This is a genomic window from Persephonella marina EX-H1 (genome assembly GCF_000021565.1).
In the GTDB taxonomy this organism is placed as follows: Bacteria; Aquificota; Aquificia; order Aquificales; family Hydrogenothermaceae; genus Persephonella; species Persephonella marina.
Map to the genome: position 1 here is coordinate 1,489,074 of NC_012440.1, position 18,045 is coordinate 1,507,118.

Sequence of the window (18,045 nt, forward strand, 5' to 3'; positions counted from 1 at the left end):
TGTCAACCCATTTTGAAATTTTTGGGAAAGTACTTATATTGACAGAGCCGGATAAAAAGATTATTATTTATCAATAATAGTAATAATTACTGATAAAAGATGGATCAAAAACTAAAAGACAGTCTTATTATATCGCTTTCCTTTCTTTTAGGACTTTTTATAATCCTGTTTATATTTCTATTTATCTGAGAGACTCTATATTTGCTTTCAGTTTTATGATTGTCTCTTCATACTCCATCTCAGGGTCTGAGTCAGCAACAATTCCACTTCCAACATATATACTGCATCTTTTGCCCTTAAAAATAGACTGTCTTATCGCCACACTCATAACAAAATCCAGATCAGGTTTTATAAGGAATGTGGCACCACAGTATACAGATCTGCTCAGATCCTCAAGCTGTGATATTATCTCCATAGCTCTTATCTTTGGAGCTCCTGTTACCGATCCCGGTGGGAATGTGTTGTCTATTATCTCCTGAAGTGAGATGGATTTTTTTAGCTGAGAACTTACAGTTGATACCATCTGAAAGACGGATCTGTATTTCTCTATCCCGAAAAGCTTTTCAACCTTTACAGATCCCTTTTCTGATATTCTTCCAAGATCATTCCTCATAAGATCTGTGATCATGAGATTCTCAGCCCTCTCCTTTTCTGAACTTTCAAGCTCAGATCTGAGCTTCTCATCCTCTTCAGGGGATCTTCCCCTTTTCCTTGTTCCCTTTATAGGTTTTGTTGTGATCCTTCTCCCTTCCTTCCTTAGAAAGAGCTCCATAGAAGCCGACACAACAGAAAAATGTATATCCTTTATAAGCATGAGATATGGGGCAGGCTGGTAGTTTATCAGATTGAAAAATACGGTCTCAGGATGAAAAAAACCTTTTATATCAACTCTATGGGCTATATTGACCTGGTATATCTCTCCTCTTGATATAAAATCTTTTGCTTTAAGGACTTTTTCTATATATCTTTTCCTGTCTGTTCTGTATATTACATCCTCAATCTTATTTTTTAAATGTAGTTCAGGAATACTTATTTTTTTATAATTTTTAAAGAATATCCCGTAAATATCAGGAATTTTTATATCGTCCTGCTGAGGTATTCTTTTTTTTAAAGCTATCTTTTTACCATAGTTGTAAGATATAAAACCAGCACAGTAGTATCCTTTTTCCTTTATTAATTTTTCTATAAATAAAAAAGGTTTTTCCGTTTTAATCTTTCTGTCTTCTATGTACAGTATTCCATTTTTATAAACAAGTTTTATTATCGGTTTATCAAACAGATATACTCCCTTATCTTTAAACCATCCATCCCTTTCAGAGTACAAATACACTTTCATTAAAACTTCCTTCTGTAACAAAAAATGTTTATAATTATAATTAAGGATTACTCTAAGAGAGAAATAATGAGAAAGCTTATACCTAAAGAAGAGCTTGATGCACTTTTTAAAGAAATATACAACACGGAAACAACAGAGATAGATTATACTACAGATAGAAAAGAATTAAAACTATTAGATGCAAGATACAGATTTTTAATGTACAGGTATAAAACGGCACTGAAGAAGATATTTGTCTCAAATATACCCATTAAGGTCAGTATAAAAGAGACATCTGTAACAAAGAACAGGGAAGTTGAGGATAAAAATAACTTTCTCTACTCGTACGATGTGGAGGGAAAGTTCAGATTTTTCATAGGGATCTCTGAGAGTATTGCAACAGTTGAAAGAAAGATATATGAAGAGAACATTTACTCCCTTTTTAAAAATGAGAATAACCTCCACAGTATAATGGAAAATATATCACTTTCCATTGTAAAAACTGTGCAGAATGACTTTCCTTTTAAATTCAAAAAGATAAACAGCTCGGCAGTCCAGTTTTACAACGATGATTTTATAACGTTTGATTATAATCTGGAATTAGAAGGAGACAGTATCACAGTATCTCTTTTCTTTGAGGAACTGATGCTGGAGGCTGTTGAGACAGATGTGTTTATATTCTCTCCTCCAACATCCTATGGTAGAAAGTTACTGGAAAAGCTTAAAAGAAAGATTATCCTTAAACTATCTGTTGATAGCGAGCCTGTAGATATTGATCTTAGCAAGCTCAGAAAAGGTAGTGTTATAGACCTTGATAAGATAAAATTTATGAACAGTGTAAAGGGAGAAGAAAGATAGATAGGTTAATATCGGATTTTTTAAAGGACAGGGTTGAGGATTTTAAAATAAAAGATGGATATTCTGGAGAGGTTGAAGGGGGATACTACTGCATATCTTCAAAAAAGGGAAATCTTTATATAAAGAATGATCTTTTTGTTTTCTTTGTTTTTCAGGAAGGGTCTGGCTGGGGAGAAAGTCTGTTTGAGAAGATATTTGAGGATAAGGATTACAGATCGGAGATTATTGAAAGTTCAAGGAAGGTGAATGGGACGGTAAGTGTTGATATAGTTGCAGATGGTAACCTTTATGAGAATGGGATTATTATAGAGCCTTTCATTGAAGAGGAAAAGGAGGAGGTTCCCTGTCAGAAGAATATACCACTTCCTGTTGTTATTAGACTGATGAGCAGGGATATTCCTGTTTCAGATATTGATAGAATAGGAGAAACAACGGAGATCCTCGTTTCAGAAAAGGAAGAAAAGGATGTTGAGCTTCTCGTGAATGGAGAGATAATAGGAAAGGGTGTGGTTTTTAAAGATAGCGGTTCTTTAAAACTAAAAATAACTGATCTGTATCTTTAAGTATGGAAGCTTTATTTTTTTCCTGGATAATACTTCTTATAGCTGTTTACTTTTTAAACAGAGGGATAGAGAAGCATATATTCCTCTATCTGTCCATAGTTCCCCTTTTTCTGTCCTCTATATCGGAAAATTTCTACATGACAGCGGAGTTTAAAGACTTTTTTTATATACTGTTCATTCTGTTTGTTTTTCTCTTTCTTAACAACGATAAACCTTTAAAATTTAAGATACCTTTTGTTGTATGGTTCCTCGTCCTTGGGATGGTATCTCTTGCAGGATCTGTTTACAGTAAAGATTATCTTACATTTACGGTTCCCCTTGCTTTCATAACACTGATGTTCAGAAATTACAGAAACCGACTTGATTTCCTTATATGGACCTTGATAGTTTTCTTTAATGCTGTCCTTTTCCTTGCATTAAACAGTTTCTTTTACTACGGAAACCTTCTTCTTCCTGTATACATTCTGATAAACAGTATATCCGAGTATACTGAGACAGCAGAACAGGAGAAAAAGGATTACAGAGAGCTTGTTGATAGAGCTATACAGAGTGAGATACAGAAACAGTACTCTGAACTTGATGATGAACTTAAGATAACATACAAGAAGCTAAAAGAGATATTCAAGCTGAGTAACTACACAATACTTCCTATAAAGCTTGAGGATATTGCCGAGAGGGTTGTTGAGGGATTACACAATCTTGGTTACTCAGGTGTTATTATATACATTGAGGATAATGATAAGGAGATATTCAAAAAAAGCGGGTTCTTTCCTAATATTAAAAGATTCCGTGAGAGCAGGTTTGAGGAGATAGATAAGATACATATATCCGAGGATGAAAAATCAATATTTCTTCCAATGTACAGTGATAAAGGTAAGATAGGGATATTAGGTGTTTACAAAAAGGAGAGAATATTTCCCAAAGAGATAGAGTATCTCTCAACATACGCAAACTCCGTTGCAACATCTATAGCGAAAACACTCTACTTTGATAAGATAAACAAACTTCAGGAGCTTTTTGGAAAAACGTTTGAGTCTGTTGATATTGGTATAGCTATCGTTGGTAAAGATTTTCAGGTTGAGACTGTAAACTCTGCGCTTGAGAAGATAGTTGGACATAAGATAACAGGTGATCTGTTTGAGAACATACCTGAACTTCTTCCTTTAAAATCGGAGATAGAAGAAGTTATAAGTAAAAAACAGCCTCTTGATACAGTTTTCTCATCAGTAAGCAAGAAAGGTTTTATATACAGGGTTAAGGTTCTTCCCCTCGCATCAACACCTGAGGAGAAGGAGCATATAGAGAAGCTTGTTATCATTATTGAGGATATAACGGAGAAAGAAAAGTTAGAGGCACAGCTTTTACAGACAGAAAAACATGCTGTTATAGGAAAACTTGCGGCGGGACTGTCCCACGATATAAAAAATCCTCTTACAGCTATCTCCGCTTATGCATTTACAGTTAAGAAAAGGGGAGAAAAGCTAAAAGATAAAACACTTATAAATCTCGGAGAAAAAATAGAAAATAACAGCAGAAGGGCCGAGGATATAATAAACAAACTTTTAAATTATGCCAAACCTTCATACTACAAGGAGAAAAAGGTTGATCTCAGAGAGGTTTTAAATACATCTATAGATTTCTCAATCCCGGCATCAAAGAGAAAAAATATTAAAATAAATAAGAGGCTTGAGAAAGGTGTTTTTGTTTATGGGGATCCTGGATCTCTACAGCAGGTCTTCATAAACCTTATAATAAACGCTGCTGAGGCTATGAATTATTCAGGAAATATATGGATATCGCTGAGAAAAAATGGAAACAGAGCTGTTATAAAGATAAGAGACAGCGGAGAAGGGATACCTGATAGTATTAAGGATGAGATATTTGATCCGTTTTTTACAACGAAGGAAAAGGGAACGGGTCTCGGTCTTTCAGTCGTCAAAAGGATCGTAAATGACCACAGAGGTGAGATAGATTTTGAAAGTAAAGAGGGAGAAGGAACAGAGTTTATAATAAAACTACCTCTTGCAGAGGACGAGTGATGGAAAAGGGAAGGATACTTATAGTTGATGATGAGGTGGATATCCTCCAGTCTTTCCAGATAATCCTTGAGGAAGAAGGTTACTATGTGGAAACGACAGATAATCCAAGAGAAGCTCTGGAGAGACTGAAGGAAAAGAGTTTTGACCTTGTTATGTCAGATATGAGAATGCCAAACATGACAGGTGAGGAATTTCTTATAGAGCTGAGAAAGTTCAATAAGGTTACAAGCTTTATCGTTATGACAGCTTACGGAACGATTGAGAATGCTGTCAGATGTATGAAGGAAGGGGCTTTCCACTATATATCAAAACCTATAGATTTTAACGACCCAGGAGTCTGGAAACTGATACAGGAAGCTGTGGAAAAATCTCAGATACTTCAGGAAAATATAAGACTAAAGACAGAGCTTGAGAGTTTAAGATCTGACAAAAACCCGATACTAACAAAAAATCCACAGATGCTTCAGATTATAGAGTATATAAAAAAGGTTGCACCCCTTGATCTTACGGTACTCATATATGGAGAAAGTGGAGTTGGTAAAGAGCTTGTGGCTAAGGCCATTCACAATCTCAGTACGAGAAGTGATAAGCCTTTCATACCAATAAACTGTGCAAATATATCACCTGATATTATGGAAGCTGAGTTTTTTGGTTATAAAAAAGGATCTTTCACAGGTGCAACAGAGGACAGGAAAGGGATAATAGAAAGGGCCAACGGAGGGACGATATTTTTAGATGAGATAGGAGAACTCCCGTTAGATATACAGGGGAAGCTTTTAAGATTTCTTCAGGAAAAAGAGATAAGAAGGATAGGGGACGACAGGGCTATATATGTTGATGTCAGAGTTATAGCGGCAACAAACAGAGATCTACAGAAGCTTGTTTCTGAAGGTAAGTTCAGGGAGGATCTTTTTTACAGGATAGAAGGGCTGAAGATTTATATACCACCTTTAAGGGAGAGAAAGGAGGATATACCGGTTCTTGTTAAGAATTTTATTGATATTTTTAATGAAAAATACGGAGGAAATATAAAAGGGATCACATCAAAGGCTATGGAGATACTCCTGAACTATGACTGGCCGGGGAATATAAGACAGCTTGAGAATGTTGTAAATAAAGCGTGTGTCCTTGCATCGGACAGTGAGTACATAAATGAGAATCATATAGATCCATCCATAAAGTTCAGTATAAAACAGGAGTTTCCACTTGAGTACTCACAGGCAAAAAAGATGCATATGGACAGATTTATGAAAACATACCTTAAGGTTCTCCTTACAATGACTGAAGGAAATATCACACAGGCGGCCAAACTTGCCAATATTGAGAGACAGTCACTCCAGAAACTTCTGAAGAAGTACAATGTTAACCCTTCAGAGTTCAGGAAGATCCCTTGAAAATTACCGTTATATGTATAACTTTTGTGCAAAAACAGGAGGACAGGTTTGCTTAGAGAGATGGTAAAGATAAGGGAGAAAGATATAAATCTTGTTGAGTATGACAGATTTCTGGAAAAACTGTCTGAACTTACTGTAAATGAGAAAACAAAGGAAAAGATAAAAAAACTCAGACCTTTAACGGAGAAAAATGATGTTTTAAAAGCTGTTTCGGTTACAGATGATTTTATAGATATTGTAAATAAGGAGGGATACTTCCCATTAACGGAGTATCCTGATATTGAAGAGGCTATAGGTCTTCTATCAATAGAGGAAAGTATTCTTTCACCAAAGGAGATCCTTGATATAGGGAAGATACTTAAGATATCAAGGGATATTAAGAAAGTTCTCTCACCTTATATAAAGGAAAGGGAAAATATACAGCCATTGTACAGGGATCTTTTCTCCTCAAGGGAGATAGAGAGGATAATAGAGGACAGTATTGATCCTTCAGGTATGGTTAAGGATTCTGCTAGCAGGGATCTTTTACAGATAAGAAAAAGTATAAAAGAGGTTGAGAAAACGCTTATATCAATACTTGAGAACATTATAAACAGCCATAAGTATCAGGATGTAATACAGGAGAGAATAATAACTGTAAGAAAGGACAGGTATGTCATCCCTGTAAAACAGAACTTCTCATCAAAGATAAAAGGTATCATACACGACAGATCATCATCAGGACAGACAGTTTATATTGAACCTGTAAATGTTGTTGAGCTTAACAACAGGCTCTCAGACCTTAAGATAAGAGAGCATATAGAGATTAGAAAGATACTTAAATTTCTGACCGATATTCTGAGAAACAGGCTTACAGATATAAGAAAAACATTTGATGCTGTAATCAACTTTGACTATCTTTACACTGTATACAAATTTTCCTCAGAGTATAAAGGTGTTTTTCCGGGAGTTTCAGATCAGCTTAACCTGATAGAAGCAAGACATCCACTCTTTCTGATGAACTCAAAGGATTTTGTACCTGTAGATATAAAGATAGAAAAATCAAAAAAGGGTCTCGTGATAACAGGTCCAAACACAGGTGGAAAAACTGTTACACTTAAGACAGCGGGACTTTTATCCATGATATTCCAGACGGGGATACCTATTCCCGTATCAGAGGGAAGTGAGATACCTGTTTTTGACTGGGTATACGCAGATATAGGAGATATGCAGAGCATAGAGCAGAACCTCTCCACATACTCTGCACATATAAAGAATATTCAGGAGATACTTGAGAGAATAACGGAAAGATCACTTGTTCTACTAGATGAGCTTATTCCAGGAACAGATCCTGATGAGGGATCTGCTATAGGTATAGGTATCATGGAAAAGATAAAGGAGAAGAACGCCTACTGTATGATAACCACTCATTTCAAACAGATAAAGATGTTTGCCCTTTCTGATGACTATTTTGAGGTTGCTTCTGTAGGTTTTGACAGGGAAAACCTGACCCCAACATACAGTATTCATTACAGATCAGTAGGTCAGAGTATGGCTTTTTACATAGCTGAGAGACTTGGATTTGATGCAGATATTCTCCACAGGGCAAGAAGATATCTGTCTGAAAGCTCACTTAAGCTCTCAGAGGCTATTGAAAAACTTGAGAGATATAAAGAAGCCTATGAGAAGGAGCACTCAGAACTTGTCAGACTGAAAAAACAGCTGAAAATGGATCAGGAGAGATACTCAAAACTTGTGAAGGAGCTTGAAGAGGAAAAGAAGAAAAGATGGAGGTCAGCAACTAAGGAGGTTGAAGAGTATATTGAAAATCTGAGAAAAGAGGGTTACAGGATACTGGATGAGATAAAGAAAAAGCCGACTGGAAAAGAGCTTGAGAGATTTATCATACAGAAGAAGAGAGATATAGAGGGCATCATCCCTGAAGAAGATCAGTCAGCTGAATCTATAGATATTGGGGATAATGTAAAGATAAAAGGTAAAAGTACTGTAGGAGAGGTTATATCTGTAAGGGAAGACAGGGCAAATGTGAACTTTAATGGTATCAAGATATGGGTTAAGCTCTCAGAGCTTGAGAAGGTGGAGAAAGAAAAGAAAGATAAGGAGAAGAGATTTAAGATCAGAAAATCTGTAACTCCAGTAGGAAAGCCTGAGATAAAGCTTATAGGAAAAACAAAGGAAGAGGCATTAAGGGAGCTTTCTGACTTTATAGATAAAGCTGTTGTTGAGGGATTTACAACCTTAAGGATAATCCATGGTTATGGATCGGGAATACTGAGAAAAGCTGTCAGGGAATATTTAGACAGACTGCCTTATAATATTAGCTACGAGGATGCACCTTACCATGAGGGAGGTATGGGTGTTACAGTTGTTCACATAAAATAAGGAGGGCATTATGAAAAAGATAGCTATTCTTCTTGAGGATCTTGTTGAGGATGTTGAGTTTATATACCCACTTTACAGATTTATGGAAGAGGGTTATGTAGTTGATGTTTTAGCTCCGAGGGTTGGAGAGTTTTCAGGAAAGAAAGGTATGATCTTCCACGCATCTAAGAGGGTTGATCCTGATATGGCAGACTACTATGATGCGGTTTTTGTTCCGGGAGGATACGCACCCGACAGATTCAGAAGGGACAAGGAAACGATTGAGTTTATAAGGAATATGTATAAAAAAGGAAAGATTGTAGCGGCTATATGCCATGGACCCTGGGCGTTAATATCTGCAAAGATAGTAAAAGGAAAGAGGATAACAGCATTTTTCTCAATAAGGGATGATATAGAAAATGCAGGTGCTATTTATACCGGAAAGCCTGTTGAGGTTGATGGTAATATTGTGACAGCAACAGACCCTAAAGCCATGCCTGAGATGATGAAGATACTGACAGCAATGCTGAGAGAGAGATGATGAGAAGATATCTTGGGATTGATATAGGCGGAACTTTTATAAAGTTCGTATACAAAAAAGGTGATGATATAGAGAAAGGGAAGGTTTACATAAGAGAGATAATCTCAAAAAACAGACCTGATCTTATAGTAGATGAGATAAGGAAGATAGTAAAAAAATACAGACCTGATATTTTAGGAGTTGCTGTAGCAGGTCTTATAGACAAAAAGACAGGAGTTTTAACAGCATCGCCCAATATAAAGCCTTTGGAGAACTTCCCATTTAAAGATGAGCTTGAAAACTCTTTAAAGATACCTGTTTATATTGAGAATGACGCATCTCTCGCTGCATACGGGGAGTATCTTTACGGAGCAGGGAAGGGGTCTGAGATACTTATATGCCTTACACTTGGAACGGGTCTTGGTGGAGGAGCTGTCATAAATGGAAAACTTCTTACGGGTGTATCAGGCTCAGCTATGGAGATAGGTCATACAACCATTGAGATGGACGGTCTCCCATGCCACTGCGGGAGAAAAGGATGTCTTGAGTCCTATGTATCGTCGTACGGGCTTGAGAGGATATACTACCTTTACACAGATCAGAAGATAAGCTCATCGCAGATAATAACACTTGCAAACGAAGGTGATCTTACAGCTATGAGATCTATGGAAAGATTTTCCGAGTATCTTTCAGTAGGATTGATGAATATCGTTCATATATTTAACCCTGACAGGATTGTTCTTGCTGGAGGTATAACGGAGAACTATCCTGCTGTTGTAGATATGGCTGTATCAAATCTCAAAAATATAGCCTTTCACCTTCCGTTCAGGGATCTTACTGTTAAAAGGGCGGAATTAAAAGAGTTCAGCGGTGCTTATGGGGCTCTTGGGTATGCGGAAAATGAAAGTAGGTAATCTTATATATAACGCACTTGGAAACTCATTCTCCGTTATACTCACATCTGAAAAATCAGCTGTCCAGCTTTCAGATCAGATCAGTTTCATTTTTAAAGGGAAAGATGTACAGCTTTTATCTGTATGTACTGAAGACCAGCTAAGGTTAAGACTTGGTATAGATGAAAGGATACTTGATATAACTGTTGATGAGTATCTGAAGATAAGGTCTGATGAGTTTGAGGATATCTTCTTTTTAGATGGAGATTCTTATTCTTTAGAGATAAAAGATCCGGATCTTCTTTTTAAAGCAGGGATGGTAAGGACTGAGTATATCCGTCTATCCAGTAAAGAAGGAAAAGTTTATATAGACGGGGAGAACTTCCTCAGATCTATCTGTGAGTATGTATTGATCTTTAAAGATCAGACCTGAGGAGCTTTCTCTTTCTCGGCTTTTGATCCTGATGTTTTTTTCCTTAAGAATCTTTCAAGATCAACAATTATCGGTGATGCAACATATATAGATGAGTATGTTCCAAATACTATACCTATTAAAAGTGCTAAAGCAAATCCTTTTAAAGACTCACCACCGAAAAGGTATAGAGCTAAAACGGAGAAAAGTGTTGTTCCTGAAGTTATTATTGTTCTTGCAAGGTTCTCATTTATACTCTGATTCACAAGAAGCTGTAGATTTTTCTTACCTCTTATCTTTATATTCTCCCTTATCCTGTCAAATATTATTATTGTGTCGTTAAGAGAGTATCCCAGAACTGTAAGTATAGCCGCTATAACAGCAAGATTAACCTCTATCCCGAAAAGGGCAAAGATACCAAGTGTGATAATAGCATCATGGAAAAGGGGGATAACAGCTCCAAGTGAGAAAACAGGCTCAAACCTGTAGCTGACGTATATCAGTATAGCCACAAGAACGGCAACTATGGAGTAAACGCTTGCCTTTCTCAGCTCCTCACCAACAACAGCTCCTATATAGTCCATCTTTCTGATCTCATACTTATCCTTAAATTTCTCATCAAGAGCTTTTTTAACCTTTGCGTATATTTCAGCAGACTTTCCCTTTTTCAGAGAGACCCTTATCTCATACTCCCTTTTGTCAGTTCCTATCTCCTGGATCACAGAGTCCTGAAGATTCACTATCCTTAAGGCGTTCCTCACATCTCCTGTATTAACAGGCTCAGAAAATCTAACCTGTATAGATGTCCCACCTGTAAAATCAAGACCGAAATTAAAACCCTTTGTGAAAATAACACCGAGACTCAGAAGTACAAGAAGTATGGAGAATATGTACCCCTGTTTTTTTATCTTTAAAAAATCTATATTTGGAGGCTCGTTCAGAAAATTTCTCATCTTCTCCCTCTAAAATGCGTATTTAAGTGATTTTCTACCGCCAAGAACTATATCAAGGAAAAGTTTTGTAACAAAAAGTGCGGTAAATATTGATGTTATAGTTCCTATTGATAGGGTTGCAGCAAAACCTTTTAAAGGACCAGTTCCAAACTGGAAAAGGACAAATGCAGCTATGAGTGTTGTTATCTGGGCATCAAGTATGGCATCCCATGCTCTTTTAAATCCTTCTTCAACAGCAACCCTTAATGTTCTTCCCCTTTTCATCTCCTCTTTTATCCTTTCAAATATGATAACGTTAGCATCAACAGCCATACCTATATTCAGGATTATACCTGCTATACCAGGAAGTGTAAGTGTAACATCAAGGAATACCATAACAGCCCAAAGAAGTATACCGTTAAATATAAGTGCCACAATTGATATAAATCCTGATACGGCGTATCTCCAGAGCATAAAAAGTCCGACAAGAACAAGAGCAGCTATACCTGCATTAACAGTTTTTTCTATTGAGTCCTTACCAAGTGTTGGACCTATAACCCTCTCTTCAAGTATGTGAACAGGTGCAGGTAAAGCCCCCGCCCTTAAAACTATAGCAAGATCGGCAGCTTCCTCAGGTGTGAAATTACCTGTTATCTGACCTGCTGATGATATCCTTGATCTTACAACTGGAGCGGATATAACCTTGTTATCAAGGACTATTGCAAGTCTTTTTCCGATCATCTTTGCTGTTGCTTCACCGAATATCTCCGCTCCTTCAGAGGTTAACTCAAAATTAACAGCGGGCTTTCCGGATTGATCTATCGTTGTTCTTGCATCTTTAAGCATTGAACCTGTTACTATAGGTGTGTCCTTTACAAGAAACCACTCTTTCACTGTCTGTCCGTTTATATGTTCCTCAGGACCTTCAAGTATCTTCGTTCCTTCAGGAAGACCATCAGGGTATTTTTTAAGAAGCTCCTCTTTACTGAATGCTGTGTCTACAACCTCTAAAAGCTCAAGCTGTGCCGTTTTACCTATGATTGATTTTGCCCTTTCAGGATCAACAACACCTGGGAGTTCAACAAGTATTCTCCTCTCTCCCATCTTTGCAATATTGGGGTTTAATGTGCCAAACTCATCAATTCTGTTTCTCAGAGTCTCAACAGCCTGCTGGACTGTCATCTTCTTTATCCTGTCAAGCTCCCAGGGCAGTAGCTGAACTACAAGATTTCCGTTCTCCGTCTCCACCTTTACCTGTGGAAACTCATCTTTTATTATCTTTAAAGCTCTGTTTACAGTTGTTGGATCAAGAAGTGATACAACAGCTTTACCGTTTACAACCTTGCCGCTTAGAACCTCTATTCCGTTATCCTTCAGCTTTTTCTCTATATCCCTTACGAGCTGTTTGTACTGTGTGTTTATAACGTGATCAACATCAACCTCAAGGACTATACTCATCCCTCCCTGAAGGTCAAGTCCAAGCTTGATAGGTTTTGTGAATATAAAGTAAAGTGAGGCTACAAGGATTGCGAATACAACCACTAACTTCAGTTTTATATCCTCTTTCAAATTTCACCCCTTATTAATCTTTTTACAAAAGCTTATTATACATCATCTGTCTGATTATTACATACCGGATTATTGAAACATAACAGAAATATATTTAATATATATTAGGTAATAAATCTATCTGGAGTGGGCGATGAGAGGAAAATTTATACTTACAGCTGCAGTTGCTGCAGGATTAATATTCTATCCTTCTTCTGGAAAGGATTACAGTAAGGATCCACCGTTTGGATTTGATCTTCTGAATCCTGTTAAGGTGACGGTAAAAGATAAAGTTATAAACGCGTTCAATCCAAAAAATCCTTACAACATCTTTATAAACTATGAGCTTGGTATGCACTGTGTTGGATTTGATATGTCTTACTGCTGTGTGATCCCTCCTTACAACAGTATTCAGGCACAGGCTTTTAAATCAGGAATGGATGGAAAGCTTCCACAGATGCTAACACCTGATGACAAGGTAAAGCTTTACTACTACGTGAGGGACAACAGCTACAGTGAAGGAAACAAGATGAGATACTGGCAGGTACCAAAGGATGTTAATGGTGATGGGGATATGAATGATCCTGGAGACAATCTCGCAAACTATGTCTGGACTCATCTCTTTATATATCAGGATCTTGAGGGAACTATACCGAAGAAATGGTCAATAAAGAAAAGATTGAGAATAGGAAATGAGATACAGATACCTATAGATGCAGGTCCGAGCGGTAAGCCTCTATCAGGTGGATATATGGATTTTGCAGGTGCTAAAGGTAGTAATATCGTTTTTACAGACAGTATGGTTCCAGAGGTAAAAAATGTTCCTCTTGTTCTTACAGCCTCATTTATATGGGATGCTCTTGGACTTCCTCTTACAGCATTTAATGACAGTAGAAGAAAGGGAACAATAAGAACTATAACGAACAAAGATTTCCAGCCTTACCAGTATTCAGTTGTTGAGCTTCACAGGGAGGATGGGAGACCTGTAACGATAAATGGTAAGGTTGTGTCTTTCTTTGGAACAAACCCTGTTGATATACCGAACTGTTATACCTGCCACTCAGGAGAGGGTCTTGCGGCAAGAATGGCAAGACAGGCAGGTCTTACAAAGTTTGATCAGGAGTATGAATACTGGAAGAAGCATTACCCTGACATATCTGAGTTTATGGCAAGACAGTCACAGGCGTCTATAAATATTCTTGAACTTCATGATAAAAGACATGGGACAGAGTTTTTAAAGGAGTATAACCCTGAGGCACCTACGAACAGACTTGGTTCTGTGGGTGTTGTTTACTGTGCAGACTGTCATGGGGACAACATATCAGGTAACCTACAGTCTCCAAGACCTACAGCTACAGGTTATAAACTTAAAAAGGCAAAACCTCTAACAGAGGCGATACATGCGAAGCATGCTGTTGCCATACCTATGCCTGATAAGGGAGGCAGAACCCAGAACTGTCAGGCATGTCATCCTACACACTGGCAGGCTGAGGAGATGAACGATTTTGCAACAAATCCTTTCCAGATTGTTGATGATAATGGAAATCCAAGATTCTCAGACTCAGATCACAGGGTTGCAGGAGGTGGCTGTTATCTCAGAAGGGATGCCCACTCAAATCCTGATGTGAAACCTCCTTTCTTCCTAAATGAGCTTGGTAAATGGTATCTGAGAAATGTGAGTAAGGTTGATGAGAACGGAAATCCTATAGATGAGATAAGAGGCCTTACCTGTACTAACTGCCACAACAGACTTAATATAGAGCTTTACAGGTATGATAACCTTGAAGATGTTGTTTTACAGAAAGGTAAAACATTAAGGAATAAATCTATTGAAGAGATAATAAAAGTTATAGCAGGAGGTGATTATAAAAAGTTCAGAGATTACTATGCTGATCCTAAGATAACGAAGGAACAGAATCCTGTATACGATCTTTATGCTAAACATAAAGGGGCAACACTCGTAAAGGCAACAAAGGATAAAGAAGGAAAACTCAAGCTCCTCCCATGGAATGCAAAAGAGGGAGATCCTGTCCCTTACGATGCTGCATCTGCAGGCAAGGACTGGTGGCTTGCTCCAGCTGAACCTCACTGTGCAAACTGTCATATAGCTCCTTTTGTTGAAAGTGAAGGTGGGAAGTACTTCCCAATAGATCAGCCCAATAAATACTCTCTTTACAGATACTCTAAAGCTCATGGTTCAATAGCGTGTCAGTCATGTCATGAGTCCATACATGGCCTTTACCCTGTAAGGTATGAAGGGCCTGAGAGAACTGTTGATCTAACAACACACCAGCAGGCTTTACAGTTTTCACCTGATGGAAAGTATGCAGGACCTGTAACATGTGCTGCCTGCCATACGGTCAATAAAAAAGGTGTTCCTGTCCAGCTTGCTGGAACAAAGTATGAGAATGATTACTGGGCTTCTGTTGTTTTGATACATTTTATGAGGGAAGGAGATCAGAAGCTTTCAGTTGAGGAGCTTGTTAAAAAGTATCCATATGAGAGATCTTCAAAGATAGTTAAGGAAGGATGGATGTAAATCCTGCCTCAATTTTTCTTTCCCCCTCTTATAGAGGGGGCTTTTTTACTGTATCTCTATCTTGTATTTTTCCTTGTACAGCTCCTCAAACTCTTCAAGTTTCTGGCTGTAACCTTCTCTTCCCATAAGAGCGTAAGTGAAATTTTTACCTTCCTCAACAGCCGGCTGATCAAAAGGATTTATCTTGTACAGATAACCTGAGAATCCTGTTGCCATCTCGTAAAGGTATATGAGCATCCCTATATTGTATGGTGAGATTTTATCCATAGATATGGTTATATTTGGAACCTTGCTTTTTATAAGAGCCGCTTTTGTTCCAAGGAGTTCTTTGTTAAGTATCTCGTGTAATGTATGTCCGGATAGGTAATGTATATCCTCCGGGATCTCATCCGGGATCTTAAAATCCTCTGCCCTTCTCTCAACCTGGATGAATGTTATTATCTTGTCTCTCAGACCGTCTCTGTACAGCTGTATCTGTGAATGCTGATCTACAGTTCCAAGAGCCTTTACTGGTGTCTGTCCAAGTCCATCCTTTCCTAAACTCTCAGCCCAGAGCTGTCTGTACCAGTCAACAAATGATGAGAGTTTCTCACTGTATGGCATCATAACTGATATTGTTTTTCCCCTTCTCATATTTGCTATGTAATGTGTTATTGCTATAAGATAGGCAGGATTATGTTCAACATGCTCCTCAATTGAGCATACAAGATCCATCTTTTTAGCACCTTCAAGGAGCTGATCTATATCTATCCCAAGAACAGCTGCAGGAAATATTCCTACAGGAGATAAAACTGAAAACCTACCTCCAACCTTTGGTGGAACGTGAAGTATCTTTATATTGTTTTCTTCACCAAATCTCTTTAAAAAACCCTTTTCAGGGTCTGTTGTGAAAACGAGATGCTCATTCCATCTTTCACCTAATCTCTTTTTCAGAATATCAAGAACTATGGCGAAGTTTGCTATAGTCTCAACAGTTGAACCTGATTTTGAGACAACATTAAAACATGTTTTCTCAATATCTATAATTTCCAGAATTGAGCTGAACTTGTCTGGATCTACATTATCCATTATGAAAAATTTAGGCCTGTCATAGATATTATGATTTATGCTTTTTAAACTCTCAAAAAGCATCTGGGCTCCAAGTGAAGACCCACCAATACCTATGAGAACAAAGTAATCAAATCTTTCAGATATCTCTTTTGCGAACTCTTTTATCTCCTGTGTGTCCTGGTATGGAAGCTTTGCGAAGTAAAACTTTCTCTCCTTTTCCTTCTGTATTCTTGCGTGTGTTTCTATAACAAAATGTCTGAATGACAGTAGCTCCTCCCTTAGTATACCGTCCCTCTCGCCTATAGTTTCAGCCATAACATTTGTGTAATCTATCCTTATCACCACCTGCCCCCTTACATATATTTTTTTAAGATCTCCGGAATATCAAAACTTCCGTCTTCCCTCTGGTAGTTCTCCATTATCGCAAGGAGTGTTCTTCCTACTGCAAGACCTGATCCGTTAAGTGTGTGAACAAACCTGTTTTTACCATCTTTATCCTTAAATCTTATCTTCGCTCTCCTCGCCTGAAAGTCCTCTGTGTTTGAGCATGAAGATATCTCCCTGTACCTTTTCTGTGAAGGTATCCATACCTCTATATCATATGTTTTTGCTGCTGAAAAACCGAGATCACCTGTGCAAAGCTCAACAACCCTGTATGGAAGCTCAAGCAGCTGTAATACCTTTTCGGCCTCTCTTACAAGCTTTTCAAGCTCTTCATACGAGTCTTCTGGTTTTACTATCTTAACAAGCTCAACCTTATCAAACTGGTGCTGTCTGAGAATTCCTCTCACATCTTTTCCGTGAGATCCTGCTTCCCTTCTAAAACAGGGTGTGTACGCAGTGTAGTACTTTGGGAGTTCTTCCTCCTTCAGTATCTCTCCAGCATGCAGGTTTGTGAGTGATACCTCAGCTGTTGGAAGGAGATAAAGATCCTCCTCACTTATTCTGTAAAGGTCTTCCTCAAATTTTGGTAGCTGTCCTGTTCCTACAAGTATCTCTGATCTGACAAGGACAGGCGTCCATACCTCTGTGTATCCGTGTTCTTTTGTATGAAGATCAAGCATAAAGTTTATCAACGCTCTCTCTAATCTTGCTGCTTCACTGTACATAACTGTAAATCTTGAGCCTGAAAGTTTAGCTCCCCTTTCAAAATCAAGTATCCCGAGTTTTTCCCCAATATCCCAGTGTGGTAGAGGTTCAAAATCAAACTTTCTCGGTTCTCCCCATCTTCTTATCTCAACGTTGTCCTCCTCATCCTCACCTACTGGGACTGTCTCATGGGGAATGTTTGGAACTGTGAGAAGAAGGTAGTTAAACCTTTTTTCAATATCCTTAAGATCCCTCTCAAGCCTCTCTATCTTTTTGTTTTTTGCCTGAACCTCATCCTTTACTTTTTCTGCTTCTTCTTTTTTACCTTCTCTGAAAAGAAGACCTATCTCTTTAGATAGTCTGTTTTTCTCTGCTTTGAGATCCTCAACCTCCTTTATTATCCTTCTCCTCTCCTCGTCAACATCAAGTATCTCATCAATCATCTTCTCGTATGCAGGGTCTCTCTTTGATAATCTCTCCTTCACAAATTCAGGGTTAGATCTAATCAGCTTTATATCTAACATTCTCCACC

At 37.8% G+C, this 18,045-nt stretch carries 14 protein-coding genes; 9 read left to right on the forward strand and 5 right to left on the reverse strand.

The genetic code is table 11. The annotated features are described in order from the left end of the window. Nucleotides 1-181: 181 nt before the first annotated feature. Nucleotides 182-1,336 carry an anthranilate synthase component I family protein gene (locus tag PERMA_RS07665; RefSeq protein ID WP_012676041.1) on the reverse strand — a complete coding sequence of 385 codons (1,155 nt, stop codon included), beginning with the start codon at nucleotides 1,334-1,336 and terminating at the stop codon, nucleotides 182-184. A 66-nt stretch (nucleotides 1,337-1,402) separates the two neighbouring features. Here PERMA_RS07665 and PERMA_RS07670 point away from each other — a divergent pair, with 66 nt between their 5' ends. The 8 genes from PERMA_RS07670 to PERMA_RS07705 all read left to right on the forward strand — a co-directional run bounded on the left by PERMA_RS07670 (nucleotide 1,403) and on the right by PERMA_RS07705 (nucleotide 10,376). Beyond that, the gene (locus PERMA_RS07670) at nucleotides 1,403-2,173 is read left to right on the forward strand and encodes a hypothetical protein (RefSeq protein ID WP_012676832.1); all 771 of its coding nucleotides are present in this window, start codon (nucleotides 1,403-1,405) and stop codon (nucleotides 2,171-2,173) included. A gap of 242 nt (nucleotides 2,174-2,415) precedes the next feature. Then, a complete protein-coding gene (locus PERMA_RS07675; RefSeq protein ID WP_012676040.1) occupies nucleotides 2,416-2,736 on the forward strand; it encodes a FliM/FliN family flagellar motor switch protein in 321 nt (106 codons plus the stop codon). Nucleotides 2,737-2,738: 2 nt separating this feature from the next. Then, nucleotides 2,739-4,775, forward strand: coding sequence for a two-component system sensor histidine kinase NtrB (locus PERMA_RS07680; protein ID WP_012675589.1), 2,037 nt, complete (start codon nucleotides 2,739-2,741; stop codon nucleotides 4,773-4,775). Beyond that, nucleotides 4,775-6,169, forward strand: coding sequence for a sigma-54-dependent transcriptional regulator (locus PERMA_RS07685; RefSeq protein WP_012675808.1), 1,395 nt, complete (start codon nucleotides 4,775-4,777; stop codon nucleotides 6,167-6,169). The genes PERMA_RS07680 and PERMA_RS07685 overlap by 1 nt, the downstream gene beginning before the upstream one ends. Before the next feature lie 48 nt (nucleotides 6,170-6,217). Continuing rightward, nucleotides 6,218-8,551 carry an endonuclease MutS2 gene (locus tag PERMA_RS07690; RefSeq protein ID WP_012675333.1) on the forward strand — a complete coding sequence of 778 codons (2,334 nt, stop codon included), beginning with the start codon at nucleotides 6,218-6,220 and terminating at the stop codon, nucleotides 8,549-8,551. A gap of 10 nt (nucleotides 8,552-8,561) precedes the next feature. Continuing rightward, nucleotides 8,562-9,071, forward strand: a complete 510-nt coding sequence (locus PERMA_RS07695; protein ID WP_012676135.1) for a type 1 glutamine amidotransferase domain-containing protein — start codon at nucleotides 8,562-8,564, stop codon at nucleotides 9,069-9,071. Continuing rightward, nucleotides 9,071-9,964, forward strand: coding sequence for an ROK family protein (locus PERMA_RS07700; RefSeq protein ID WP_012675630.1), 894 nt, complete (start codon nucleotides 9,071-9,073; stop codon nucleotides 9,962-9,964). The genes PERMA_RS07695 and PERMA_RS07700 overlap by 1 nt, the downstream gene beginning before the upstream one ends. After that, nucleotides 9,951-10,376, forward strand: a complete 426-nt coding sequence (locus PERMA_RS07705) for a hypothetical protein (RefSeq protein WP_012675602.1) — start codon at nucleotides 9,951-9,953, stop codon at nucleotides 10,374-10,376. Before PERMA_RS07700 ends, PERMA_RS07705 begins: the two co-directional genes overlap by 14 nt. Here the strand turns inward: PERMA_RS07705 and secF are convergent. Both secF and secD read right to left on the reverse strand, forming a co-directional pair. Beyond that, nucleotides 10,367-11,308 carry a protein translocase subunit SecF gene (gene secF / locus PERMA_RS07710; protein ID WP_012676467.1) on the reverse strand — a complete coding sequence of 314 codons (942 nt, stop codon included), beginning with the start codon at nucleotides 11,306-11,308 and terminating at the stop codon, nucleotides 10,367-10,369. The genes PERMA_RS07705 and secF overlap by 10 nt on opposite strands. A gap of 9 nt (nucleotides 11,309-11,317) precedes the next feature. After that, a complete protein-coding gene (secD, locus tag PERMA_RS07715; RefSeq protein WP_012676757.1) occupies nucleotides 11,318-12,856 on the reverse strand; it encodes a protein translocase subunit SecD in 1,539 nt (512 codons plus the stop codon). A 133-nt stretch (nucleotides 12,857-12,989) separates the two neighbouring features. On the opposite strand from secD, the gene PERMA_RS07720 reads away from it, so the two are divergent. Continuing rightward, nucleotides 12,990-15,374 (forward strand): hypothetical protein, encoded by a 2,385-nt coding sequence (locus tag PERMA_RS07720; protein WP_012675330.1) that lies wholly within the window; start codon nucleotides 12,990-12,992, stop codon nucleotides 15,372-15,374. A gap of 45 nt (nucleotides 15,375-15,419) precedes the next feature. Here PERMA_RS07720 and PERMA_RS07725 read toward each other — a convergent pair whose 3' ends face one another. Further along, entirely contained in the window at nucleotides 15,420-16,766 is a 1,347-nt protein-coding gene (locus PERMA_RS07725) for a glucose-6-phosphate isomerase (protein WP_049756070.1), read from the reverse strand. Between the two features lie 11 nt (nucleotides 16,767-16,777). Further along, on the reverse strand, nucleotides 16,778-18,037 hold the full coding sequence (serS, locus tag PERMA_RS07730; RefSeq protein WP_012675855.1) for a serine--tRNA ligase: 1,260 nt from the start codon (nucleotides 18,035-18,037) through the stop codon (nucleotides 16,778-16,780). Between the last annotated feature and the right edge of the window lie 8 nt (nucleotides 18,038-18,045).

What these genes read in the sequence shown, in the direction of transcription:
- PERMA_RS07665 (WP_012676041.1), bottom strand. Translation starts at nt 1,336, where the DNA reads ATGAAAGTGTATTTGTACTCTGAAAGGGATGGATGGTTTAAAGATAAG.
- PERMA_RS07670 (WP_012676832.1), top strand. Translation starts at nt 1,403, where the DNA reads ATGAGAAAGCTTATACCTAAAGAAGAGCTTGATGCACTTTTTAAAGAA.
- PERMA_RS07680 (WP_012675589.1), top strand. Translation starts at nt 2,739, where the DNA reads ATGGAAGCTTTATTTTTTTCCTGGATAATACTTCTTATAGCTGTTTAC.
- PERMA_RS07685 (WP_012675808.1), top strand. Translation starts at nt 4,775, where the DNA reads ATGGAAAAGGGAAGGATACTTATAGTTGATGATGAGGTGGATATCCTC.
- PERMA_RS07695 (WP_012676135.1), top strand. Translation starts at nt 8,562, where the DNA reads ATGAAAAAGATAGCTATTCTTCTTGAGGATCTTGTTGAGGATGTTGAG.
- PERMA_RS07700 (WP_012675630.1), top strand. Translation starts at nt 9,071, where the DNA reads ATGAGAAGATATCTTGGGATTGATATAGGCGGAACTTTTATAAAGTTC.
- PERMA_RS07705 (WP_012675602.1), top strand. Translation starts at nt 9,951, where the DNA reads ATGAAAGTAGGTAATCTTATATATAACGCACTTGGAAACTCATTCTCC.
- secF (WP_012676467.1), bottom strand. Translation starts at nt 11,308, where the DNA reads ATGAGAAATTTTCTGAACGAGCCTCCAAATATAGATTTTTTAAAGATA.
- PERMA_RS07720 (WP_012675330.1), top strand. Translation starts at nt 12,990, where the DNA reads ATGAGAGGAAAATTTATACTTACAGCTGCAGTTGCTGCAGGATTAATA.
- serS (WP_012675855.1), bottom strand. Translation starts at nt 18,037, where the DNA reads ATGTTAGATATAAAGCTGATTAGATCTAACCCTGAATTTGTGAAGGAG.